This window comes from Flavobacterium sp. FlaQc-57, assembly GCF_044007395.1.
Classification (GTDB): Bacteria; Bacteroidota; Bacteroidia; order Flavobacteriales; family Flavobacteriaceae; genus Flavobacterium.
In genome coordinates, this window is sequence record NZ_JBIPDA010000003.1 from 291,045 (window position 1) to 315,915 (window position 24,871).

General features: G+C 34.6%; 16 protein-coding genes. 15 read left to right on the forward strand and 1 reads right to left on the reverse strand.

Annotated features, from left to right (window positions below):
* Window position 1 precedes the first annotated feature (1 nt).
* The 14 genes from ACHRVZ_RS12205 to ACHRVZ_RS12270 all read left to right on the forward strand — a co-directional run bounded on the left by ACHRVZ_RS12205 (window position 2) and on the right by ACHRVZ_RS12270 (window position 23,635).
* On the forward strand, window positions 2-2,143 hold the full coding sequence (locus ACHRVZ_RS12205) for a bifunctional aldolase/short-chain dehydrogenase (protein ID WP_395423073.1): 2,142 nt from the start codon (window positions 2-4) through the stop codon (window positions 2,141-2,143).
* Window positions 2,144-2,523: 380 nt separating this feature from the next.
* Window positions 2,524-3,798, forward strand: coding sequence for a TIM barrel protein (locus ACHRVZ_RS12210; RefSeq protein WP_395422755.1), 1,275 nt, complete (start codon window positions 2,524-2,526; stop codon window positions 3,796-3,798).
* A gap of 150 nt (window positions 3,799-3,948) precedes the next feature.
* Window positions 3,949-5,310: an FGGY-family carbohydrate kinase gene (locus ACHRVZ_RS12215; RefSeq protein WP_395422757.1), complete on the forward strand. Its 1,362-nt coding sequence runs from the start codon at window positions 3,949-3,951 to the stop codon at window positions 5,308-5,310.
* A gap of 159 nt (window positions 5,311-5,469) precedes the next feature.
* Window positions 5,470-6,210, forward strand: a complete 741-nt coding sequence (locus tag ACHRVZ_RS12220; RefSeq protein WP_395422758.1) for a (Fe-S)-binding protein — start codon at window positions 5,470-5,472, stop codon at window positions 6,208-6,210.
* A 107-nt stretch (window positions 6,211-6,317) separates the two neighbouring features.
* Window positions 6,318-7,718: a lactate utilization protein B gene (locus ACHRVZ_RS12225; RefSeq protein ID WP_395422759.1), complete on the forward strand. Its 1,401-nt coding sequence runs from the start codon at window positions 6,318-6,320 to the stop codon at window positions 7,716-7,718.
* Entirely contained in the window at window positions 7,711-8,298 is a 588-nt protein-coding gene (locus ACHRVZ_RS12230; protein ID WP_395422760.1) for a lactate utilization protein C, read from the forward strand. Before ACHRVZ_RS12225 ends, ACHRVZ_RS12230 begins: the two co-directional genes overlap by 8 nt.
* A 446-nt stretch (window positions 8,299-8,744) precedes the next feature.
* The gene (locus ACHRVZ_RS12235; RefSeq protein WP_395422762.1) at window positions 8,745-11,483 is read left to right on the forward strand and encodes a substrate-binding domain-containing protein; all 2,739 of its coding nucleotides are present in this window, start codon (window positions 8,745-8,747) and stop codon (window positions 11,481-11,483) included.
* Between the two features lie 230 nt (window positions 11,484-11,713).
* A complete protein-coding gene (locus ACHRVZ_RS12240) occupies window positions 11,714-13,072 on the forward strand; it encodes a sugar porter family MFS transporter (protein WP_395422763.1) in 1,359 nt (452 codons plus the stop codon).
* Window positions 13,035-14,642, forward strand: a complete 1,608-nt coding sequence (locus ACHRVZ_RS12245; RefSeq protein WP_395422764.1) for a glycoside hydrolase family 32 protein — start codon at window positions 13,035-13,037, stop codon at window positions 14,640-14,642. The genes ACHRVZ_RS12240 and ACHRVZ_RS12245 overlap by 38 nt, the downstream gene beginning before the upstream one ends.
* Before the next feature lie 254 nt (window positions 14,643-14,896).
* Window positions 14,897-18,001 (forward strand): SusC/RagA family TonB-linked outer membrane protein, encoded by a 3,105-nt coding sequence (locus ACHRVZ_RS12250; RefSeq protein ID WP_395422765.1) that lies wholly within the window; start codon window positions 14,897-14,899, stop codon window positions 17,999-18,001.
* Between the two features lie 20 nt (window positions 18,002-18,021).
* On the forward strand, window positions 18,022-19,713 hold the full coding sequence (locus ACHRVZ_RS12255; RefSeq protein ID WP_395422767.1) for a RagB/SusD family nutrient uptake outer membrane protein: 1,692 nt from the start codon (window positions 18,022-18,024) through the stop codon (window positions 19,711-19,713).
* A 20-nt stretch (window positions 19,714-19,733) separates the two neighbouring features.
* On the forward strand, window positions 19,734-21,131 hold the full coding sequence (locus ACHRVZ_RS12260) for a DUF4960 domain-containing protein (RefSeq protein WP_395422768.1): 1,398 nt from the start codon (window positions 19,734-19,736) through the stop codon (window positions 21,129-21,131).
* 21 nt (window positions 21,132-21,152) lie between these two features.
* A complete protein-coding gene (locus ACHRVZ_RS12265) occupies window positions 21,153-22,706 on the forward strand; it encodes a glycoside hydrolase domain-containing protein (RefSeq protein WP_395422769.1) in 1,554 nt (517 codons plus the stop codon).
* Between the two features lie 23 nt (window positions 22,707-22,729).
* Window positions 22,730-23,635: a carbohydrate kinase family protein gene (locus tag ACHRVZ_RS12270; RefSeq protein WP_395422770.1), complete on the forward strand. Its 906-nt coding sequence runs from the start codon at window positions 22,730-22,732 to the stop codon at window positions 23,633-23,635.
* A 104-nt stretch (window positions 23,636-23,739) separates the two neighbouring features.
* On the opposite strand, the gene ACHRVZ_RS12275 is transcribed toward ACHRVZ_RS12270, so the two are convergent.
* Complete coding sequence (locus ACHRVZ_RS12275) at window positions 23,740-24,072, reverse strand: YegP family protein (RefSeq protein ID WP_395422772.1); 333 nt, start codon at window positions 24,070-24,072, stop codon at window positions 23,740-23,742.
* A gap of 271 nt (window positions 24,073-24,343) precedes the next feature.
* On the opposite strand from ACHRVZ_RS12275, the gene ACHRVZ_RS12280 reads away from it, so the two are divergent.
* Entirely contained in the window at window positions 24,344-24,799 is a 456-nt protein-coding gene (locus ACHRVZ_RS12280; protein ID WP_395422773.1) for an Hsp20/alpha crystallin family protein, read from the forward strand.
* Window positions 24,800-24,871: the final 72 nt, after the last annotated feature.

Consider the following 24,871-nt stretch of genomic DNA (forward strand, 5'->3'; position numbering starts at 1 on the left):
AATGTCGAATATAAACACAAAAAATATGAATTTTAAGCACGTAAGCTACCTTTGGGATGATGCTAAGGCAGCGGCACTGGCAGGAGATGAAGTAGCGCTTTTCATTTATCGTTCTAACTTACTTGGAGCCGATTTAAGACTTACTAATTACGGTGGTGGAAACACTTCTGTAAAAATTACAGACAAAGATCCATTGACAGGAGAAAGCTCTGAAGTAATGTGGATTAAAGGTTCTGGTGGTGATATTGGTACGTTGACAAAATCAGGTTGTGCGGCACTTTATTTGGACAGACTTCGTAATCTTGAAAATGTTTACAGAGGTATTGAGTTTGAAGATGAAATGGTAGAATTGTTCAACCACTGTATTTTTGACTTAGCTTCAAAAGCACCTTCTATAGATACGCCTCTGCATGGTTTTTTACCATTCAAACATATTGATCACTTACATCCTGATGCAGCAATTGCAATCGCTGCAGCAAAAGACGGAGCTAAAATTACTGACGAATTATTTGACGGTGAAATTGGCTGGGTAGGATGGCAGCGTCCAGGTTTCGACTTAGGACTTCAATTAAGAAGTTGCTTAGAAGAAGCGGAGAAAAAAGGGAAAAAACTTCGCGGAATCATGCTTGGATCTCATGGTTTGTTTACCTGGGGAGACACTGCGTTTGAAAGTTATATTAATACTCTGGAAGTAATCGAGAAATGTGCAGAGTATTTAGAAAACAATTACGGAAAAAAACGTGCTGTTTTTGGAGGTAAAAAAATGGACAGTCTTCCAGAAGCAGATCGTAAATTAAAAGCAGCAAAAGTTGCTCCAATTTTAAGGGGTTTCTGCTCATCAGAGCGTCAAATGATTGGGCATTATACTGATGATGCAAGAGTTTTAGAGTTTATCAATTCTAATGATTTAACAAAATTAGCGCCATTAGGAACTTCTTGTCCGGATCACTTTTTGCGTACTAAAATAAGTCCGTTGGTTTTGACTTTAGATCCAAATGAAGATTTATCTGATATTGATGCCGTTAAAGCAAAATTAGCACCCGCTTTTGAGGCTTATCGCGCAATGTATAAAGAATATTATAACGCTTGCAAGAAGTCAAATTCGCCTGCAATGCGTGACCCAAATCCAGTTGTGATTTTATATCCGGGAGTTGGTATGTTTACGTTTGCGAAAGATAAAACAATGGCGCGTTTAGCATCTGAATATTATATCAATGCAGTAAATGTGATGAAAGGTGCCGAGGCAGTTTCAGAATATACTTCGTTGCCGCACCAGGAAGCTTTCGATATCGAATATTGGTTGTTAGAAGAAGCAAAATTACAACGTATGCCAAAACCAAAAGCATTGTCAGGAAGAGTTGCTGTAATTACAGGTTCTGCTGGTGGAATTGGTAAAGCTATTGCTAAAAAGTTTGCTCAGGAAGGTGCATGTGTTGTGATTAATGATATTAACGAAGAGCGTTTAGAAACTGCTACAGCTGAGTTTATTAAGTTGTTTGGAAAAGACGCTGTTTCGAGTACATTATTGAATGTAACAGACGAAAAGAGTACAGAAAAAGCATTAGACGAAGCTTGTTTAGCTTTTGGAGGTGCTGATATTATTGTAAATAATGCAGGAATCAGTATTTCAAAATCTATTGCAGAACATACACTTGATGAGTGGGATAGATTATATGATATTTTGGTAAAAGGACAATTTATTGTGTCTAAAGCCGGAATCGAAGTAATGCGTAAACAGGGATTTGGCGGAGACATCGTGAATATTGTTTCTAAAAACGCTGTTGTTGCAGGTCCTAACAATCCTGGATACGGTTCAGCAAAAGCAGCTCAGGCACACTTAACACGTTTAATGGCAGCAGAATTGGGAGCTGATAAAATTCGTGTAAATACAGTAAATCCTGATGCAGTAATCTCAGATTCAAATATTTGGTCTGGCGGTTGGGCAGAAGGTCGTGCTAAAGCATATGGTATAACGGTTGCCGAATTACCAGCATATTATGCAAAACGTACGCTATTAAATGAAATTATATTGCCGGATGATATTGCAAACGCTTGTTACGCTTTTGTTGGTGGTTTACTGGGTAAATCAACAGGGAATGCTTTAAATGTAGACGGCGGTGTATCAATGGGCTTTTATAGATAAGTTGTTTAGGTTTTTTAAGTTTGTTTAAAACAAAAGTGGTTTTTTGTGATCTAACGTTCGATATCATTTGAGCGTTAGATTTTTTTTAAATATAAAAACTCTCACAGAACCTGTAAAATAGCATAAAATAGTAAAGTTAAACCAGAGTTCAATTTATATAAAAAAGCTGAAAATTTATTGAACACATAGAAACATAGATTAGAATATAAGTAAAAGGTGTTCTTAAAAAATCATAATTTTCGCACATAGATCTATGTGTGTTAATAAAAGTGAAACGTCTTTTTTGAAACTATGAAATCTATATTTCTATGTGTTTAAAAAAAATCATACCAAAGGCTTAAATTATATATATTGTAGACTCTATTAAAAGATAAAATAATATGTTAATCGGATCAAACAATATAGCGTCTCATAACGAGGAATTAATAAAAAAACATCAGAATAAATTTGCTTTTACAATTTCGGAAATTGAAGATACAGAAGCAATTATTAAAAAAATAATAGACTTTCAAATTGCAATTCCATCTTGGGCATTGGGAACAGGAGGAACAAGATTCGGACGTTTTGCAGGAGGCGGAGAACCTCGTTCTATCGAAGAAAAAATTGAAGATGTTGGTTTGCTTCATGCATTAAACAATGCTTCAGGTGCTATTTCATTGCATATTCCGTGGGATATTCCAACAGATTATAAAGCAATCAAAATGCTTGCGGCACAACACAATTTAAAGTTTGATGCCATGAATTCGAATACCTTTCAGGATCAGGCAAGTCAGGCACATTCCTATAAATTCGGATCGTTACAAAACGTAAACAAAGCAGTTCGCAAACAAGCAATTGCACATAATATTGAAGTAATTCAACACGGAATCGAATTAGGATCTGAATCGCTAACAGTTTGGTTGGCCGATGGTTCTTCTTTTCCTGGACAATTAAACTTTAGAAAAGCATACCAAAACACATTAGAAAGTTTAGAAGAAATCTACGACGCATTACCTTCAAACTGGAAATTGTTCTTAGAATACAAATGTGCTGAACCCAACTTCTATTCCACAACAGTGGCAGATTGGGGACAATCGTATTCATACGTAAAAAAATTAGGCGATAAAGCTCAGACTTTGGTAGATTTAGGTCATCATTTGCCAAATGCTAATATTGAACAAATCGTTTCTTTATTATTAATGGAAAATAAATTGGGAGGTTTCCACTTTAATGATTCAAAATATGGAGATGACGATTTAACAGCCGGAGCATTAAAACCATACCAACTGTTCTTGATTTTTAATGAATTAGTTGAAGGAATGGACGCAAGAGGAATGAATCATGCAAAAGATTTAGGTTGGATGATTGACGCTTCACATAACATAAAAGATCCTTTAGAAGACTTATTACAATCTGTTGAAGCCATTATGATTGCTTACGCACAAGCACTTTTGGTTGACAGAAAAGCATTAGAAATTGCTCAGGAAGAAAATGATGTAGTAAAAGCACAAGAGATTTTACAAAATGCTTTCCGCACAGATGTTCGCGCTTTAGTTGCTGAAGCTCGTTTACGCTCCGGTGCTGCATTAAATCCTGTTGAATTGTATCGTAGTCTTGCCATTAGAAAAAATCTAATAGGAGAAAGAGGTTTAAAAACAATGGCTACAGGATTATAATTATAAATTATTAATTGTTAATTATAAATTATGAGTTAATGCCAATGCTATTTATATGTTGGTCGTTTTAAAAAAAAAGACTTAGCAAAAATCATAATTCTGTAATCTATAATTAACAATTGACAATTAACAATTTACAATTAAAAAAAAATGAACGTAGTTGCAATTTTTGATATTGGTAAAACCAACAAAAAAGTATTTCTATTTGATGAAAATTACAAAATTGTTTGGGAGAAATCAGTAAATCTGGAGGAAACTGTTGACGAAGACGGTTTTCCCTGTGAAGATATTGAGTTGTTAAAAAACTGGATATTTGAAGGATTAGCTGAAATAAAAGATCTAAACAACTATGTCCTCAAAGCTATAAATTTCAGTACGTACGGAGCTAGTTTTGTTTATATTGACGAAAACGGAAAAATTTTAACACCGCTGTATAATTACCTAAAAGATTATCCGGAAGATTTAATAGATGCTTTCTATAAAAAATACAAAGGCAAAGAAAAATTTGCTGCAAAAACTGCTTCTCCGGTTTTAGGAAACCTGAATTCAGGAATGCAGATTTACAGACTCAAAGAAGAAAAACCCGAGTTATTTGAAAAAATAAGGTATTGCTTGCATTTGCCGCAATATTTGAGTTATCTTTTAACAAATGAAGCTTATTCAGATATTACAAGCATAGGATGCCATACCAATCTTTGGAATTTTAAAAAGATGAAGTATCATAAATGGCTCAAAAATGAAGATATTATCGATAAGATTCCACCGCTTCATTACGGGAAAGACATCATTAAAAAAGACAATGAAGTTGCAATAGGAGCTGGTTTACACGATAGTTCATCGGCTATTATTCCTTATACCATAAATTTTACAGAACCTTTTGTTTTATTATCAACAGGAACCTGGAGTATTTCTCTAAACCCGTTCAATAATAAGCAATTGACTTTTGAAGAATTGCAAAACGATTGTTTGTGTTACATGCAATATACCGAGAAACCTGTAAAAGCAGCTCGCTTATTCTCAGGAAACGAACATGAAGTGCAAACCAAAAGATTAGCCGAATATTTTAAAGTACCGCTTGATACTTATAAAGATATTTATTTTGATAAAAAGATAGTATCCAATCTGCGAGCTTTAAATTTTCAAATTATATATCCAAAGAAGTACGATTTTGATATCTTAAAAGAATGTCCTTTTCAAAAAAGAGACCTTTCAACATTTAAAAATTACGAAGTTGCTTATCATCAATTAATGCTTGATTTAGTGGAGCAACAGGTTTTTTCGACTAATTTAGTAGTGCATAATAGTCCGGTGAAGAAAATTTTTGTTGACGGAGGATTTAGTAAAAATTCAATTTTTATGAATTTATTAGCTGAAGCTTATCCTGATGTAGAAGTTTATGCCGCTTCAATGGCGCAAGCGAGCGCTTTAGGGGCCGCATTGGCAATTCATCAAAACTGGAATCCAAAGCCAATTCAGAACGATTTAATTGATTTGAAATTTTACAAGCATTAGAATTGAATTAAAAATTAAAAATTCAGAATTAAAAATTTTAAATATAAATCTGCTCGATCTGCGAGAGAATGCTTGCCAGAGATTAAAAAGATTTTGTTTCACGCACATCTGCTTAAATCGTTTTGAAATCTGCGTGAAATAAATACAATTAACAAGAATATGAAAGTCGGATTATTTATACCGTGTTACGTCGACCAATTTTATCCAAAAGTAGCCATTGCAACCTATGAACTTTTGCAGAAATTAGGTTGCGAAGTTCATTTTCCGATGGGGCAAACCTGTTGCGGACAACCCATGGCAAATAGCGGATATCAATATTTAACCAAAGGTTGCGATGCCAATTTTATAGCCAATTTTGCAGGATTCGATTATATTGTTTGTCCGTCCGGAAGTTGTGTTTTGCATGTAAAAGAACATTTACATGATGAAAAACAAGAAGAAGTAGCAGCTGAAATGCGAAAGAAAGTATTCGAATTGACAGAGTTTATTACTGATATTCTAAAAGTAGATTCCATCAACGGAAATTTTCCGTACAGAGTTGGAATGCACGTAAGCTGTCACGGTCAACGTGGATTAAAGCTTTCGCAGATGACAGAATTAAATGCACCATTTTTTTCAAAACCGGAGCAATTACTACGCGGTATAAAAGGGTTAGATTTAGTTTCATTATCACGAAAGGATGAATGTTGTGGTTTTGGAGGAACATTTTGTGTGACTGAAGAAGCCGTTTCTGTAAAAATGGGACAAGACCGAATAAAGGATCATGAAAACCATCAGGTTGATTATATTACCGGTGGAGATATGTCGTGTTTAATGCACTTAGAAGGAATTTTGAAAAGGCAAAAAAGCAAGGTTAAAACCATTCATATCGCCGAAATATTAAATTCGTTGGAAAACTAAGTTATTTTAAAATTAAACTTAATTTTCTTTTTACCATTAAGAGATTAAGTAATTTAAGCCAAAGCCTTATGATCTTAATGTCTTAATGGTGAAATAAATAAGAAAAGATGTCTTCAGAAAAAATAATAGAACATAGCGAAGCCGCTGCCCGTTTTAATAAAGATGTAGAACGAGTAAACTGGCACGATGAAACACTTTGGTTTGTTCGCGAAAAGCGTGATAAATCAGCGCATCAAATTAAGGATTGGGAATTGCTTCGTGAAACTGCTTCCAAAATCAAAAATAACGTATTATCTAATATTCACGATTATTTGGTTGAATTTGAAGCCAAAGCACAGAAAAACGGTATCATAGTACATTGGGCGGCAGATGCAAAAGAACATAATGAAATTGTACATTCAATAATGGCAAAACATGATGTCAAGCAAATGGTGAAATCAAAATCGATGCTTACAGAAGAATGTCATTTGAATGATTATTTAGCCGAAAAAGGGATAGAAGTTATCGATTCTGATTTAGGAGAATACATTGTTCAACTTCGTAAAGAACCGCCAAGCCATATTGTTTTACCTGCAATTCACCTTAAAAAAGAAGATGTAAGTGAAACTTTTCATGAGCATTTAGGCACAGAAAAAGGAAACATAGATCCTCAATACTTAACCGAATCTGCCAGATTAAGTTTAAGAAATACATTCTTAACGAGAAAAGTAGCTTTGACCGGAGTCAACTTTGCCATTGCAGAAACCGGTGAAATTGTAGTGTGTACCAATGAAGGAAATGCCGATATGGGCGCACATTTAGCCGATGTTCACATTGCCTGCATGGGATTCGAAAAACTGATTCCACAACGCAAACATTTAGGCGTTTTCCTGAGATTATTGGCAAGAAGTGCAACAGGACAACCGATTACCACTTTTTCAAGCCATTTTAAGAAACCAAGAGACGGAAAAGAAATTCATATTGTAATTGTTGACAATGGCAGAAGTACGCAGCTGGGACGAGAAGATTTTAGAAATTCTCTAAAATGTATTCGTTGTGGCGCTTGTATGAACACTTGTCCGGTTTATAGACGAAGTGGCGGGCATAGTTATCACAATGCTGTTGCGGGGCCAATAGGATCTATTTTAGCGCCTAATTTAGACATGAGCAAAAATGCCGATTTACCTTTTGCAAGTACACTTTGTGGTTCTTGTACCAATGTTTGTCCGGTAAAAATTGATATACACGATCAATTGTACAAATGGCGTCAGGTGTTGGTAAAAGAAGGCCATACGCCAAAAGCAAAAACAATAGCAATGAATACGATGGCAAAAGTTTTAGCAAATCCAACGATCTTTAATATTGCCGGAAAATCAGGAAGATTTGTAATGAAAAATATTCCAGGATTGGTCAATAATAAAATGAACAAATGGTACGATCAACGCGAAATGCCAGCTGTTCCGGAGGAATCTTTTAGAGAATGGTACAAGAAAAATTCAAGAGAATCAAAAGCAAAAGACAATGAGTAGTAAAGCTGAAATATTAAAAAAAATAAAGCAAAATCAACCTGCTTTAATTGCAGATTTACCAGACTTAAAAGTTTTAGGTTCAGAACAATTTGATGTTCTTGAAACCTATAAAATGGTTTTGAAAAACATTGGCGGTGATCCTGTAGAAGTTGCTGATTATGCTGAAATTGTCAATTATATAAAAACAAATTACAAAATTGAGAAACGAATTATAACAACGATTCCGGAACTTTCTGAAATTGCACGTTTAGATTGGACAAATGACGATCCGCATTCGCTTCAAAATGTAGAATTAACAGTTATAAAAGCTCATTTTGGAGTTGCAGAGAATAGTGCACTTTGGGTGACAGATGATGTTTTAGGACAGCGCATTTCGCCTTTTATAGCACAATATTTGGCTATTATCGTTCATAAAAAAGATATCGTTGCCACAATGCAGCAAGCTTATGATCGAATTGGAAATCAGGAATATGGTTTCGGAACTTTTATCGCCGGTCCATCTAAAACAGCTGATATTGAACAATCATTAGTTTTAGGAGCTCACGGCGCGCGAGGATTAATTGTCTTTTTATTGGATTAAAATTATTTAAACACATAGAAACATAGCTTTTGTTTGCTTAAAAAAAGGCGTTTCACTTATTTAAATACACATAGCTCAAAAAAAATCTGCTCACTCGAGCGATAGCGAACAGGCGAAGCAATCTGCGTAAAAAAAAATTAATACAATTATTAAATTTTTGAGATTAACACACAGTTTATTTAACTATTACACCTAGCGAGAAGAAGAAATTATTTACAGTTTACCGAATAGAAATTAAAAGAGGATTTAATAATCCTCTTTTTTTGTTTGCAGATACCCGATAACATTTGCGTACATCAAATAAAAGTTTAATTTTACCTTTTATATATTGCCTTCTCACTTGTCAGTACAAAATAATCCTTCCTAATTATTTTGACAAGTTGTTGGTCTAAGAAGGTATTTATTTTTTTGAAAACTCAATTTCAATTACATAAACTCATAATTTCATGTATCAATTTGTAAAATATATTTTGATGCTTTTCTTAGCATCATTAAGTTTAGTTTCCTGCAAGCAAAAACAGGGCGATAAAATCAAAGTCGGATTTTCTCAGGCGATGACTACAGACGATTGGCGTAAACAAATGAACAGCTCCATAAAAATTGAAGCTTCGTTGCGACCTGAAGTCGATTTAAAAATTAGCGACGCCAATAACAATATCGAGAAACAGATCGAAGATATCGAAAGATTTATCTCTAATAAAGTAGACGTCATTATTGTATCTCCAATTCAATCCAAACCTTTAACAGCAGTAGTCGAAAAATCGATAAAAGCTGGAATTCCGGTTCTTGTAGTAGACCGTAAAATTGACGGCGAAAACTACACCGCTTATCTTGGAGCCGATAATATTGAAATTGGCAGAATTGCTGCCCGATATATTATTTCGCACAGTAAAGGTTCAGGTAAAATTATCGAAATTACGGGAGCAAATGGTTCATCGCCAGCGTATGAGCGTAGTTTAGGATTTGACCAGATAATCAATGAAAACAAGCGTTTCAAAGTCGAAAACACCATTCATGGCGATTGGGAAGGAGAATCGGTTAAAGAGCCTTTAAAAGTAATTCTTTTGCAAAATCCGGATGTTGAATATATTTTCGCTCATAACGATCGCATGGCTTTAAGTGCCTGGGAAACTGCCAAAACTGTTGGATTAGAAAAGAAAATTAAATTTATTGGTGTGGACGGATTAAATACCGTTAATGGCGGAATAGAGTTAGTGAAAAGCGGAGTTTTAGACGGGACCATTTTATATCCGACTGGAGGAAATGAAGCTTTGAAACTGGCTTTAAAAATGTATAATAAAGAACCCATTTCTAAAAACAATATCCTAAATACAATCGTTATAGATCGAAATAATGCTGAGATTATCGAAAATCAAATGGATAAAGTTGATCAACAGCAAGCGGTTATTGAGTCGCAGCAAGGAGCGATAAAAATTCAGGAAAGAGAATATGCTTCACAAAATAATCTGGTAAGACTGCTTAGTTTCTTTTTAGTGATTATTTTGAGTTTGACGATTTACAGTATTTATTCGACGATTTCTATTTCAAGAAAGAAAAAACAACTCGAAAGGATCAATCAGACTGTTATTGATCAAAATAATGAAATTCAGGAAATGGCAAAAATTGCAGAAAGAAGCAATGAAGCAAAACTGAGTTTCTTTACAGGTCTTTCGCACGAATTTAAAACGCCGATAACTTTGATTATGAGTTATGTGGAATCATTAATTGAAAATGAAAAAATTAAAGGTACCGCACTTATTGATGAAGTAAAACTGATTCATAAAAACTCAAACAGATTACTGCGATTAATAAATCAATTGTTGGATTTTAGAAAAATTGAAGAGCAAAAATTTACCTTAAGAGCTTCAAATACTAAGATCTATGATTTTTCAAATGAAGTAATGACGAACTTTAAAGGCGAAGCAGCCCGTAGAAATATTGACTTTCAGCTTATGTGTAAAAACAAAAACCTGGAACTGTTTATTGATAGAGGATTGATGGATAAAGTATATTTCAATTTGCTTTCAAATGCCTTCAAATTTACGCCTGATAACGGAAAAATAACTATTTCGATTATCGAAAATCAAGATAACACGGTTAAAATTAGTTTTAAGGATTCTGGAATAGGAATACCTGAAAATGAATTGTCTAACGTTTTTAATCCGTTTTTCAGAGCTTCGAATAATAATAAAAACAGTTCAGGAATCGGACTTCATTTGTCAAAAGAATTTGTGCTTTTACACAAAGGAACAATCGAATTAAAATCGAAACAGGGAAGTGAGTTTGTCATTACTTTATTAAAAGGAAGCTGCCATTTACAGCCTTCAGAGATTATAGCTAAAGCCGAAAACCTCAATATAACACCAAATTTAATCACAGATAATTTGGATATAGAATCTGATTTGAATGAAGTAAATGTAATTGCTGAATCAGAAAAACACACTCTTTTGGTTATAGAAGACAATATCGATTTGGTTACATTTTTAAAAGCTAAATTATCTAGTGAATATGTTGTTCATACTTCAGACGGAAGCGATGCTATTGAAAAAGCAATGGAAATTGTTCCGGATATCATCATTTGCGATATTAATTTGGTAGACAAAGACGGTTACGAAATTAGTAAAGAATTGAAAAAGGATTTGCGTTCGTCGCATATTCCAATTATTATTTTAACGGCACAAAGTAACAAAGAATCTGTTTTGAAAGGATTGCAAAGCGGAGTAGATCAGTATTTGACAAAACCTTTTAGTCTTTCGATTTTAAAACAATCCATTTCGAGTTTGCTTTTCAACAGAGAAAAACTTCGTTATTATTATACCAATAACATTTATCGTGTTGAACCTGAGTCTAAATTTGGCAATCAGGAACAGACGTTTATTACCAAAATGAACGATATTATTAAGAAGAATGTTGAAAACCCTAAATTCTCTGTTGAAGATTTAGCCGATAAATTGGGGGTTTCCAGAGTTCAGTTGTATCGAAAGGTAAAAGCAATCATCGGAATTAATATCAGCGATCATATCAATAATGTAAAGTTGGAGAAAGCTGCAGAGCTTTTGAAGTCAAATAATATGAATATTTCTGAAATTGCGTACTCACTTGGATTCTCTTCTCCAAACTACTTTTCTACAGCTTTTAAGAATAAATTTGGAATTTCACCAAAGGAATACAAATCTTCAAATTAGTATTGGTTTAAAATTGATACAAATCCCGTATCAATTTTGTACGTAATGTAACAAAATCGAAACTACAAGGTTTTCGTAAATAAATTTTAATTCCCGTAAAGTCTTATGAATAAAGGTTTTACGGTTTAAGTGTCAAACTGTCAATAATTATAGAATTAAATTGTAACATCATTAAAAATAAGTTGTTTTTTTTGCGGATATCTTAGCGATAAGTTTTTAATACATCTACAATGAACAAGATATTGATTTGGTCTGTTACTGCTGCACTGGCAGGTTTTCTATTCGGTTTTGATACCGTAGTTATTTCTGGAGCTGATAAACAATTGCAGCTTCTTTGGCATTCATCTGATGCTTTTCATGGATCTGTTGTTATGGCAATGGCACTTTGGGGAACAGTTGTAGGTGCCATTTTTGGGGGAATCCCAACAAATAAAATAGGTCGTAAAAAAACACTATTCTGGATCGGAATTTTATATTTCATTTCTGCTATAGGCGCCGCTTTTGCAAATGACCCTTATGTATTTGCTGCCTTTAGATTTATAGGAGGATTAGGAGTTGGAGCTTCAACCATCGCGGCTCCGGCTTATGTGTCTGAAATTGCTCCCGCTGATAAACGCGGACGACTAGTTGCTTTATACCAGTTTAATATTGTATTAGGAATTTTGATTGCCTTTATATCCAATTACTTTTTAAAAGATATTGGAGAAAATGCGTGGCGCTGGATGGTGGGAGTTCAGGCGATTCCATCATTTATTTATATTCTTTTTATCCTTACAATACCAGAAAGTCCAAGATGGTTATTATCTAAAAACCGTGATGAAGAGGCACGTAAAGTATTGTTTCAAATTGATCCGACTGCAGATCTAAAAGATATTATGGATGATTCTAGAGAAAATGGTGTTACCAAACATGAGAATATCTTCATGAAAAAATACCGTTTTCCGTTAATGTTGGCTTTTTTAATTGCGTTTTTTAATCAGTTTTCGGGAATTAATGCCTTTTTATATTATGCGCCAAGAATTTTTGAAGAAGCAGGTTTAGGACAAAATACCGCTTTATTAAGCAGTATCGGAATTGGAATCACGAATCTTATATTTACTTTAATCGGAGTAGCATTAATTGACAAATTAGGAAGAAAGTTGTTAATGTACATTGGTTCAATTGGATATATTATTTCCTTAGGATTGGTCTCTGCTTCTTTTTATTACAATTGGGGAGGATTATCAGTACCCATTTTCCTTTTCTTATTTATTGCTTCGCACGCCATTGGTCAGGGAGCTGTTATCTGGGTTTTCATCTCAGAAATTTTCCCGAATCACATTCGTGCTTCAGGACAAGCTTTTGGAAGTTCAGTGCATTGGGTTTTGGCCGCCATCATTCCATCTTTAATTCCGATGTTATTTTCAGAAATTGGTCCCGAAGTCGTCTTCTTAATTTTTACTTTGATGATGGTGCTGCAATTACTGTTTGTAATTTTTATGATGCCGGAAACCAAAGGAATTTCTTTAGAAGTATTGAGTGAAAATCTAACTAAAAAAAATATCAAAAAAAATGAAATCAAAGAAACATCTACCGCTGGCATTTTATAGTGCTATACTATTATCAATAGGAGGTTGTAAACCATATTCGGCTGTTGCACAAATAACTGCTGTTTCAGTGTTGATTCCTTCAGAAGAGCAAATGTACCGCCCTAACTTTCATTTTACACCAAAAAAAGGTTGGATGAATGACCCTAACGGAATGTTCTATGCCAACGGTTATTATCATTTATTCTACCAGTACTATCCTGATAAAAATGTTTGGGGACCAATGCATTGGGGGCATGCGGTCAGCAAAGATTTAATTAAATGGGAAGAACAGCCAATTGCGATTTATCCGGAAAGTGACAAATACATTTTTTCAGGAAGTGCTGTAGTAGATGTAAACAATACATCAGGATTAGGAACAGGAAAAACAGCCCCAATTGTAGCGATTTACACGCTGCATGATATGACAAAAGAAAAAGAGAATAAAATTGATGTTGAGCAACAGGATATTGCGTATTCAAACGACAACGGTTTTACATGGCAGAAATTTGAGGAAGGAAATCCTGTCGTGAAAAACCCCGGAATTCGTGATTTTCGTGATCCAAAAGCAACTTGGGATAAAACACATAAACAATGGATAATGGTTTTGGCAGCTCAGGATCGCTCTCAATTTTATAAATCAAAAGATCTTAAAAACTGGGAATATTTATCTGACTTTGGAAAAGACATTGGTGCTCACGGAGGTGTTTGGGAATGTCCGGATTTCTTTCAGATAAAAGTGCAGGGAACTAATGAAACTAAATGGGTTTTAATTCAGAGTTTAAATCCGGGTGGCGCCAATGGAGGTTCAGGAACGCAATATTTTATTGGAGATTTTGACGGAACAACTTTTACGCTTGATGCCAACTTTGCTAAAAAAGTAGCAACCGAAAAAGCCGTTTGGATTGATTATGGCAAAGATAATTATGCAGGAGTTACCTGGAATAATGTTCCGAGTGCAGACGGACGACGATTATTTATTGGATGGATGTCGAATTGGGATTATGCACAGCAAGTTCCAACGAATACCTGGAGAAGCGCTACTACAATTGCTCGCGAAATTCAATTAATCAAAAAAGGAAATGATTATAGTTTGATTAGTAATCCGGTAAAAGAAATTAACAAATATGTTTCAAAATCTGTTAAAGTAAAAAGTCTGAAAGGAAAAGGAAAACTTTCGATTCCGGAAGCTGGAAAACTTGATTTAACGCAGGCAATTATCAATTTTGATTTAAAAAACTTAAAACAAGATACGTACACTTTTACACTTTCAAATGCAGTTGGAGAATCTTTGACTTTCGGAATCAATAATTCAGATCATTATTTATTTGTGGATCGTTCGAAGTCAGGAAAAAATGATTTCTCTGAGAAATTTGCTTCAACAATTACGAAAGCCGCTTTAAACGGAAATCAGAAAGAAGGCATTTTTAAAATCATTTTAGACAAAACATCGATTGAAATATTTTACAATAATGGCGAAAAAGTTATTACCGAAATCTTTTTCTCAAACCAGCCATTTACTTCTCTTTCAGTTTCTTCAAACCAGGAAATCGAATTGAGCAATCTTGTACTTAACCAATTAAATATAAAATAATAAGCTATTCGGTTAAATTGATTTTAACACATAGAAACATAGATTTTGTACGCTAAAAAAAGTAGGCGTTTCACTTGTTTAAAAGCATCCCGATGCTTCGGGACTATGTGCGAGAAACGAGTTTCTTTCTACTCTCTTTCAAAAGATAGAAAACTATGTTTCTATGTGTTAAACAAAATTTTTTATGACGTGATCGAATTGAGCAATCTTGTACTTAACCAATTAAATATAAATTAAAAACAAAACCACTAACTATGAAAACCAAATTTTTTTATTTTCTGTTTTTCTTTTTTCCGATGCTGATTATGACGGCACAGGAAGGAGGAATTAAAGGAACGGTGATTTCGTCAGATGACGGAATGCCGCTACCGGGAGCAACTGTACTCATTTCCGGAACCAATACAAGTACGGTAACAGATTTTGATGGAAATTTTTCTTTCCACGAAATAAATTCAGATGCCACAATTGTTGTGTCTTTTATAGGATATGCACCGCAATCTATTGCTGTTAAAGGGCAAAAAACATTTAGTATCACTTTAAAACTAGATAACAATCAGCTCAATGAAGTTGTTGTAACTGGATATTCAAAACAAAAGAAAACAGATATTACCGGAGCTGTTGCCGTTGTGAACATGAAGGAAGTCATGAAACAACCGGAACCAAATCCGATTAAAGCACTACAAGGAAGAGTAGCCGGGGTGAAAATTTCATCTGATGGATCTCCAAGTGGAGGAAATACTAAAGTGGTTATTCGTGGAGTTGGAACTTTAAACAACACAGATCCTCTGTATGTTATTGACGGAATGCCAACTAAATCAGGAATGCACGAATTAAATCCGAATGATATTGAATCAATTCAGGTTTTAAAGGATGCTTCTTCGGCAAGTATTTATGGTTCTCGCGCTTCAAACGGTGTAATTATTATTACGACCAAGAAAGGAAAAGAAGGTAAAATGAGAATTAATTTCAGCACTTATACTTCTATTTCTAATTATTCAAGAAAACAAGAAGTATTAAATGCAAATCAATTTGGTCAGGCTTTATGGCAGGCAAATATTAACGACGGATTAAACCCGAACGCCAATAACCTTCGTTACCAATTTGACTGGTCGGTAAACAATAATAAACCGCAATTAAACAAAGTTTTGGTTCCGGAATACTTAGATGCCAATCAGACTCTGAAAGCATCAAATACAGATTGGTACGACGCAATTTCGCAAACCGGAATCGCAAGCTCTTATGATTTATCGGTTTCTAATGCATCTGATAAAGGAAGTTATGTTTTCTCTTTAGGATATTATGGAAATGAGGGTGTTGTAAAAACAACCGATTTTGAAAGAATTTCTGCCAGAATGAACAGTTCTTACAAGTATTTTGACGGCAAATTAGTTATCGGCGAAAACTTTAGTTTCAATCGTACTAATGAAGTTACAGATCCCGGAGTTCTGGATCCTGCTCTTCGTGCTTTGCCAATTATTCCGGTACATACTGTCGACGGAAAAGGCTGGGGCGGGCCTGTTGGCGGAATGAATGACAGACAAAATCCGGTTCGTCTTTTAGAATATAATAAAGACAATAAATACGATTATTTACGTCTTTTCGGGAATATGTATGCCGATTTAGAAATTATCAAAAATCTTCATATCAAGAGTAGTTTTGGTATTGATTACGGATCATATAAAAAACGCACTTTACAAAGAAGTTACCAATCCGGGTATTTGCAAAATGATCAAACATCAGTTACAATTGACCAATCGGTGAGTGATAAATGGACTTGGACAAACACGGCAATTTATAGTTTGAATTTCGGAAAAAGCAATTTAAATTTAATGACAGGAACCGAGATGTACAAAGACATTTACGATACAACAACTTTGCGCAAAAACGACTTTTTGATCGAAACACCGGATTATATGTATCCTGATGCAGGAACGGGAGAATCGTTTACAAGCGGAACATCGACAACCTATTCATTGCTTTCTTATTTTGGAAAAGCAGACTATGAGTTTGATAATCGTTACTTAGTTTCGGCAACAATTCGTCGTGATGGTTCGTCTCGTTTTGGAAAAAACAATCAATTCGGAACCTTTCCCGCGGTTTCGGCAGGATGGAGAATCAGTAATGAAAATTTCATCAAAAATAATGCTCCTGTTTTCTCTGATTTAAAATTAAGAGCAGGATGGGGACAAACCGGAAATCAGGAAATTAGTAATACTGCGGTTTACAGTCTTTATTTGGCAAGTTATGCGGGCGGAAGTCCAACTTGGGCAACTTCTTATGGTACCGCTTACGATATTGCAGGAAACGGAAACGGCTTGCTTCCGTCTGGTTTTATCGCAACGCAATCTGGTAATGATGATTTAAAATGGGAAACCACTACGCAAACCAACATTGGTTTGGACTTTGGATTATTCAAACAAAAGTTAAGCGGATCTGTTGATTATTACATCAAGAAAACGGAAGATATTTTGGTTTTACCGCCTTATTTGGGCGTAATTGGCGAAGGTGGAAATCGTTGGGTAAATGGTGCTTCGATGCAAAATGAAGGATGGGAATTTACTTTAGGATATCACGATGAAACTTCATTTGGACTGAAATATGATATTTCGGCTAATGTTTCTGCAAACAAAAATAAGATTACACAATTGCCGGATGAAGTAAAAAATAATTACGGCGGCGACGGATTAAACGATAATATTTTAGGCCGTCCAATTAATTCGATGTACGGTTATGTTACTGACGGATTGTTTAAAAGTCAGGACGAAGTAGATAATTCGGCCAATCAGGAAGGAAAAGGCCTTGGTAGAATTCGTTATAAAGATTTGAATGGAGACGGAACTATTACAGACAAAGATCGTACTTGGATTGGAAACCCAAACCCGGGTTTGCTTTATGGATTTAATTTAGGATTAGGATATAAAAATTTCGATTTCACTACTTTCTGGGAAGGAGCAAGTAATGTTGACGTAATTAATAACACAAAATATCAAACTGATTTTTGGAGTGTAGATGATGTAGGTTCTAACAAAGGAACTCGCTTGTTAAATGCTTGGTCTTTAGATAACCCGAACTCTACAATTCCGGCTTTAACAACCGTAGACAGAAATGCAGAATCAAGATTCTCTACTTATTATGTAGAAAACGGAAGTTATCTTAAACTGCGTGTTTTGCAATTTGGATACAGTTTGCCAAAAGATTTATTGAAAAAATTGAATTTCGATAGCTTTAGATTTTACATCAGCGGACAAAATTTATTGATCATTGATGCAAAAAGTTTTACTGGTGTAGATCCTGAAAATGCAGGATTTGGATATCCGCAGCCAACCACTTTTACAGCTGGTCTTAATTTTACTTTATAATAAAGATTAAATCAAAAAAAATGAAAAAATTACTATATATAACAGCTTTTCTGGTACTTGGAACCTTTGCTTCCTGTTCTGATTTTTTGGAGAATGATCCGCGTGGCGTTTTATCTGAAGAAGATATTGTGACACCACAATCAATAGAAGGATTCATGAATGCCGCTTACGCACAATTAGGAAACGACCATTATGATTCGCCTTACAGTTTGTGGCCTTTTGGAAATGTTCGTTCAGATGACGCTTACAAAGGCGGAAGCGGAACTAACGATATTCAGGATTTTCACTTTTTTGAAGTTTCTAATAATATCAGACCTGATTTTGGTGAGCTAGATTCTTTTTGGTACATCAGTTATGTTGGAGTTTCCAGAGCGAATAAAGCGTTGAAAGCATTAGAACAAATTTCAGAAGCCGACTATCCATTAAAGAAAACACGTATGGCCGAAATGCGTTTCGTGAGAGGACATTTCTATTTTATGCTTAAAATTATGTTCAGAAATGTTCCTTACATCACAGAAGATATTCCGGTTGAGGATTATAAAACCATTTCAAATAAGGCACTTTCAAACGAAGAACTTTGGAATAAAATTGCGGAAGATTTTCAGGCTGCAGCCGATAATTTGCCGGAAGTTCAGCCACAAGTTGGGCGTGCTACTAAAAAGGCTGCTAATGCTTATTTAGCCAAAACACGTTTGTATCAGGCTTACACACAAGATGAGACTTATAAAGTTACAGGAATTAATCAGCAACATTTACAAGAAGTAATTACAGCGACAGATAAAGTAATTGGAAAGGCAAGTTTAGAACCGGATTTTGCCAATAACTTTTTGCCTGGAACTTTTGAAAATGGTGCAGAATCAATTTTCTCGATTCAGTTTTCAGATAACGATGGAACTTTATACGGAAGATTAAATTTTTCAGATGTTCTTTCGACTCCTCAAGGTTTAGGATGTTGTGATTTTCATAAACCAAGTCAAAACCTGGTAAATGCTTTTAAAACAGGAACGAATGGTTTACCTGAATTTGATACGTTTAACAATCAGGATTTTGATTATAAAAATATCAATGCCAATACAGTTGATCCAAGATTGTATCACACCGTTGCAATGCCAGGATTGCCATATAAATATGATCCTGAATTTTTATATGTTGAAGCTTGGGTAAGATCTCCGGGAACGTACGGTTATTTTGCTTCATTAAAAGAAAATGTAGCTCCAAGTTGTAGTTGTGTGGTGAATATTGATCCGTTTTATGGAAATTCAAAAAACAGAATTCAAATTCGTTATGCCGATGTGATTTTGATGCGTGCCGAAGCTTTAATTGAATTAGGAAGACAATCTGAAGCTTTACCGTTAATCAATCAAATTAGAGAAAGAGCTGCTCAAAGTACAGGAAGACTTCCGTACGTAAACAACTTTAAAATAAATACTTATGTTGATGGAGTTAATTGCAACTGGACACAAGATTTTGCCCGTAAAGCCATGCGCTTCGAACGCCGTTTAGAATTGGCGATGGAAGGAAACCGTTTCTTCGATTTAGTTCGTTGGGGTGTTACAGATCAGGTAATGAATGACTTTTATGCAGGAGAAAAAACAAAACGTACGTATTATCAGGATGCCTTTTTTGATGCTCATAAAGAAGAGTATTGCCCGATTCCGTTGAAGCAAATTAATTTCAGTCAGGGATTATACAAACAAAATCCAGGTTATTAATCTATTTTAAGAACATCAATATGAGAAAATTTATATATAAAAATTGGACCAAAGTGTCTTTGATATTGACAATGGTTTTTATGATTACTGCCTGCGAAAATAGTTTTGAAAATGGCGGTTTTGATGTCAATTCACCATCTAATGTTACTTCTTTTAAAATAAAAGGAGTAACAGGAGAAATCGATCAGAAAACAGGAAAAATTAATGTGACGATGCCTTACGGATCAGACATAAAAGCTGTAACGCCGGAAATTGTTTTAGAGGATGGAGCAACATCAAATCTAGAGGTAACAACACCAATCAATTTTACAAATCCGGTGACTTTTAGAGTTATAAACGGTAATTTATTTAAAGATTATACAGTTACGGTAGTCGTTTTAAGTCCGATTAAGAGTTTTAAAATCAATGGAGTTACAGCAACAGTCAACGATGTAAACAAAACCATCATAATGACTTTACCTGAAGATACAAATTTGAAAGCCTTGAAACCAGTAATCGAATTGACCGAAGGAGTTTCGATTTCGCCTGTTTCAGGAGCAACAATTGATTTTAGTAATCCGGTAACTTTCGTGGTAACGTCTAATGGAAAAAGCGTGAATTATACTGCTAATGTTGGTGTACCTGTAACAGGTTTAGTTGTGGCCTTTTTAGGAACAGCCGCAACAAGAGCCGAAATTACAAATATGGATGAAATTACAGCCGCAGACTGGTTCTTTGCAACTTTTAGCGGAGCAAAATACATTTCATTTAATAGTATTCAAAATGGTGCCGGTTTAAGTGACGTAGATGTAATTTGGTGGCATTTTGATTCGGCTGCTAACTTACCTTCGGTAGCTTACAATCCGGCAGTAACAACAGCTTTGAAGAATTTTAGATCCAACGGAGGAAATTTACTTTTGACGTCTTTTGCTTCTCAATATGTAGATGCGTTAGGAATTGTTCCTTCAGGTAAAGGACCGAATAATGTTTTTGGAGATTTTCCTCCCAACGGATTTGTTGATGGAAGCTCTTGGGGAATGTCATTTGTTGGGCACGAGAATCACCCAATTTTTCAAGGATTAGTCACTTATGAAGCTGGAAAAGCTAATTTACTGCAAAGCGGAACTTTCCGTTTAAATCATACCGCATGGTGGTTTGTACCGGAATGGGGCGGCTATGTTAACGGAGAAGGTTGGAGAAACCAAACAGGAGGAACCAACTTAGCGAGTGAAGCTTGGGATAATAACCTTGATGGAAGAGTTACAATTGCAGAATTTCCAAAAACAGGAACAGATAAAAATGTGATCGTGATTTCGATGGGAGCATACGACTGGTACAATGAAGCTAATAGCAGCGGAGTTCCAAGTCAGTCTAACGAATTCATCAATAATATCAAGCTTTTGACACAAAACAGTATCAATTATTTGGCTAAAAATTAATCTACCTTGAATTCAATTAAAATGAAATATAGAAATATAGTAACGATAGCTTCCATTTTCTTTTCGCTTGTTTCGTGCAGTCAGGAAGATACCTACATTGGAGGTTCAATTTCCGGTGGCAATTCTGAAATAGCCAGTATTTTTCCTGTGCCGCCTTCACAATGGATGGGAGGAAATGAGCCGTATTATAGTGCGGGTTATACAGGAGATATTATGCCGTTTTTTGACAATGGAAAATTCCATGTTTACTTTCTTCATGATGCACAGAATAAACCTGCCGGAAAAGGTTTTCACGATATTCATGAATATTTAAGTACCGATTTGGCTCATTTTACCTACGAAGGTCAAATGATTCCATTTGGAAAAACTACTGATCCTGATTTTGCAATTGGCACAGGATCAGTTGTAAAAGTCGGTAATCTTTATTACTTTTATTACACTGGACATAATGAGACACCTGCTTTTGTGCAGTCAAATGCAAGAGAAAGTGTATTGTGTGCTACAAGTACTGATTTGAAAAACTGGAAAAAAGTTCCTTCGTTTAAAATCACTGCGCCAACCGGATATTATAATTATGATTTTAGAGATCCACATGTATTTTATAATGATGAGTTGAAAAAGTATTCGATGTTGGTAAGTACGCAGACAGAACCGGGCAGAAAAGCCGTTTTATTGCATTTTACAAGTACAGATCCCGCTTCAGGAAAATGGGATGTTCAGGCGCCAATTTATACCACAACTCCACAGGATAATTATTTGATGATGGAGTGTGCGGATGTATTTAAAATGGGGAGTTATTGGTATTTAGTTTTTTCTGAAAACTGGAGTGGCAATAAAGGAACACATTACAGAATGTCTTCATCAATAAATGGACCTTGGAATAAGCCGGAAAATGATATGATTGACGGGGAATATTTTTATGCCGGAAAAACAGCTTCAGATGGCAATAAAAGATATGTTTTTGGATGGAATGCCAGAAAAACTCCGGAAAATGATTTAGGAAATAAAGACTGGGCCGGAAATATGGTCATTCATGAGTTAATACAAAACTCAGATGGAACTTTAGGAACTCAGGCACCACAAAAAGTAAAGGATTTATTTTCTAAAAAAGTAACCGCCGAAGTTGACGCAACTTCAGGAAATGTAACCGCAACTTCAGGAAATTATGCCTTGTCCGGTGTAACGAATAAAGTGATAGTAACGTTTAAAACGGTAGGTAAAAAAGCCAAAATAAAAGCTGAGGTTACTTTAGGAAATGCGTCAGGAACGTCGGGATTTGTTTTTCATACCAATGATACCGGAAGTTTTTACAAGATCATTTTTGATGTATCAAAAAGTAAAATTATAGGTTATAATTCGGCATCGCAGGAAGTAACCAGAATACCATTTCAATTTCAGGTCAACACAAAATATGATATTGAAATAATTACTGAGGGAAGCGTTGTTGTACTTTACTTTAACGGAAAAACGGCTTTAACGAATCGTATTTACGGAAGAGACAAGAATAAATGGGGATTGATTGCTGAAGGGCAAAATAGTACTTTTTCAAACCTTCAGATTACACAACCAGAATAACATTAATATAAAACAATTTTAGAATGAATAACGGAAAAAATCTTAAGGCAGTAGCTTATGGAGAGGTACTTTGGGATGTTTTTGCCAATGAAAAAAAGATTGGCGGAGCACCATTAAATGTAGCTTTGCGTATGAAAACATTAGGTTGCGAAGTAGCCATGATTAGCTGCGTAGGAAAAGATGAAGATGGAAAAGCGATTATCGATCAGGTAAAAAGTTTGGGACTTGAAACGAATGCAATTATGCAAACAGAAGATTTTCCAACCGGATTAGTAAACGTAACACTAAATGAACGTGGTTCTGCTAGTTATGAAATCAGTTATCCATCGGCTTGGGATAAAATTGTATTGAATGATTTTGCCAAGAAATTAGTTGCCGATGCCGATGTTTTAATTTACGGAAGTTTAGTTTGCAGAGATCAAGTATCAAGACAGTCTCTGGAAGAATTGCTCCAGACAAAAGCTTATAAGGTTTTTGATGTCAACTTAAGAAAGCCTCATTATTCGTACGAAATTCTGGAACAATTAATGCATTCAGCCAATTTTATAAAGTTTAATGATGAAGAATTGTTAGAGATTGCTGCAGCAATGAATTCGTCTTTTACAAGTCTTGAAGATAATATGCGCTTCATTGCACAAAAAACAAAAGTGACTACCATGTGTGTGACTAAAGGCAAGCACGGGGCTTTGTTAATGTGGGAAGGACAACTTTACGAAAATGGTGGATATCCTGTTGAAGTTGCCGATACAGTAGGAGCAGGCGATTCGTTTTTAGCGGCTCTAATAACATCTTTATTGACAGGAAAAGCACCACAAACCGCTATCGATTTTGCGTGTGCAGTGGGAGCTTTAGTTGCTCAGGCACCGGGAGCAAATCCTGAGATATCAAATTCTAAAATTGAAAATTTAATGTTGAAGGTAAAAATATAACTTCATTAATAGATTTTAAATAAAAACCCTTAAACTAAATAATAGTTTAAGGGTTTTATGATTTAAGCATTTTTAGATGTATTTTTTATAATACAAAATACTTTTTATACCGTCTGGTCGTCTGTGGTTGCGTCAGCTGCATTTTTTTTAACTGATTCAATTCCGTTTTCTCTTGCAGATACACTTTCATACATTTCGCTCGAACCAATGATTTGACCATTGCTTGCTTTTAAGTTGAAATACGGTTTTCCGTTGCTTGATTCTTTTCTGTCAAAACGGCCATCATCCTGCGAGTTGGTTTTAACTGATTCAATTCCGTTTGTACATGCCGCCTTTGTTGTATATCCTTCACTAGTAAGAATGGTTTGACCATTTCCAGCTTTTAAATTAAACTGAAATTCGCCGTTGGTTCTTTTAGTAATTACAAATTTTCCCATTTGCTTTATTGATTAAGTTAAAAATTAAGTACTTTCTTTCCTATAAAAATACAAAACTTCATCATACAAAGTATAACTCTTTAAAAAAAATAAACAAATTTATAATCGCTTAATCTTAGCGTATTTTAAAAACTGACATTTTTTCATATCAAGCTAATATTTAGTTGTTTGAATGTTGAAAAAATGTCAGTTTTAACCGTTTGGTATTTATTTTGTATTTAAACTAGTCGGGAAAAATAATTAATGTATAACTATTTAAAAAGTAGAAATTATGTTAAGTATCAGAAAAAATGAAAACCGTTCTCAATCATTTCCGAGATTATTTGACGATTTTTTAAATCGAGAACTTTTTAACTGGGAAAACAGTAACTTTTCTTCTACCAGCACTACTGTGCCTTCAATAAATATCAAAGAAACAGATAAGAATTTCGAAGTTGAAGTTGCTGCTCCGGGACTTGATAAAAAAGACTTTAATGTTACGCTTGATGACAATTTACTAACAATATCCTGCACTAAATCAACTACAAAAGAAGATAAAGGAGAAAACGATACTTATACTCGTCGTGAGTTTAGTTATCAATCGTTCCAAAGAAGTTTTGAATTGCCAAAAAATGTTGCAGATGAAGATAATATAAATGCACACTATGAAAATGGATTGTTGCGTTTAAGCATTCCTAAAAAGGAAGAAACAAAACAAAAAGAGCCAAAATTAATTGAAATTAAATAATTGATTTTGATTTAAATTTTGATGGTTGTAATCTGTTCTATTGATTAAAAAAAGAAGCCGTTTCAAATTTGT

What these genes read in the sequence shown, in the direction of transcription:
- ACHRVZ_RS12205 (WP_395423073.1), top strand. Translation starts at nt 2, where the DNA reads ATGTCGAATATAAACACAAAAAATATGAATTTTAAGCACGTAAGCTAC.
- ACHRVZ_RS12210 (WP_395422755.1), top strand. Translation starts at nt 2,524, where the DNA reads ATGTTAATCGGATCAAACAATATAGCGTCTCATAACGAGGAATTAATA.
- ACHRVZ_RS12215 (WP_395422757.1), top strand. Translation starts at nt 3,949, where the DNA reads ATGAACGTAGTTGCAATTTTTGATATTGGTAAAACCAACAAAAAAGTA.
- ACHRVZ_RS12220 (WP_395422758.1), top strand. Translation starts at nt 5,470, where the DNA reads ATGAAAGTCGGATTATTTATACCGTGTTACGTCGACCAATTTTATCCA.
- ACHRVZ_RS12225 (WP_395422759.1), top strand. Translation starts at nt 6,318, where the DNA reads ATGTCTTCAGAAAAAATAATAGAACATAGCGAAGCCGCTGCCCGTTTT.
- ACHRVZ_RS12230 (WP_395422760.1), top strand. Translation starts at nt 7,711, where the DNA reads ATGAGTAGTAAAGCTGAAATATTAAAAAAAATAAAGCAAAATCAACCT.
- ACHRVZ_RS12235 (WP_395422762.1), top strand. Translation starts at nt 8,745, where the DNA reads ATGTATCAATTTGTAAAATATATTTTGATGCTTTTCTTAGCATCATTA.
- ACHRVZ_RS12240 (WP_395422763.1), top strand. Translation starts at nt 11,714, where the DNA reads ATGAACAAGATATTGATTTGGTCTGTTACTGCTGCACTGGCAGGTTTT.
- ACHRVZ_RS12245 (WP_395422764.1), top strand. Translation starts at nt 13,035, where the DNA reads ATGAAATCAAAGAAACATCTACCGCTGGCATTTTATAGTGCTATACTA.
- ACHRVZ_RS12250 (WP_395422765.1), top strand. Translation starts at nt 14,897, where the DNA reads ATGAAAACCAAATTTTTTTATTTTCTGTTTTTCTTTTTTCCGATGCTG.
- ACHRVZ_RS12255 (WP_395422767.1), top strand. Translation starts at nt 18,022, where the DNA reads ATGAAAAAATTACTATATATAACAGCTTTTCTGGTACTTGGAACCTTT.
- ACHRVZ_RS12260 (WP_395422768.1), top strand. Translation starts at nt 19,734, where the DNA reads ATGAGAAAATTTATATATAAAAATTGGACCAAAGTGTCTTTGATATTG.
- ACHRVZ_RS12265 (WP_395422769.1), top strand. Translation starts at nt 21,153, where the DNA reads ATGAAATATAGAAATATAGTAACGATAGCTTCCATTTTCTTTTCGCTT.
- ACHRVZ_RS12270 (WP_395422770.1), top strand. Translation starts at nt 22,730, where the DNA reads ATGAATAACGGAAAAAATCTTAAGGCAGTAGCTTATGGAGAGGTACTT.
- ACHRVZ_RS12275 (WP_395422772.1), bottom strand. Translation starts at nt 24,072, where the DNA reads ATGGGAAAATTTGTAATTACTAAAAGAACCAACGGCGAATTTCAGTTT.
- ACHRVZ_RS12280 (WP_395422773.1), top strand. Translation starts at nt 24,344, where the DNA reads ATGTTAAGTATCAGAAAAAATGAAAACCGTTCTCAATCATTTCCGAGA.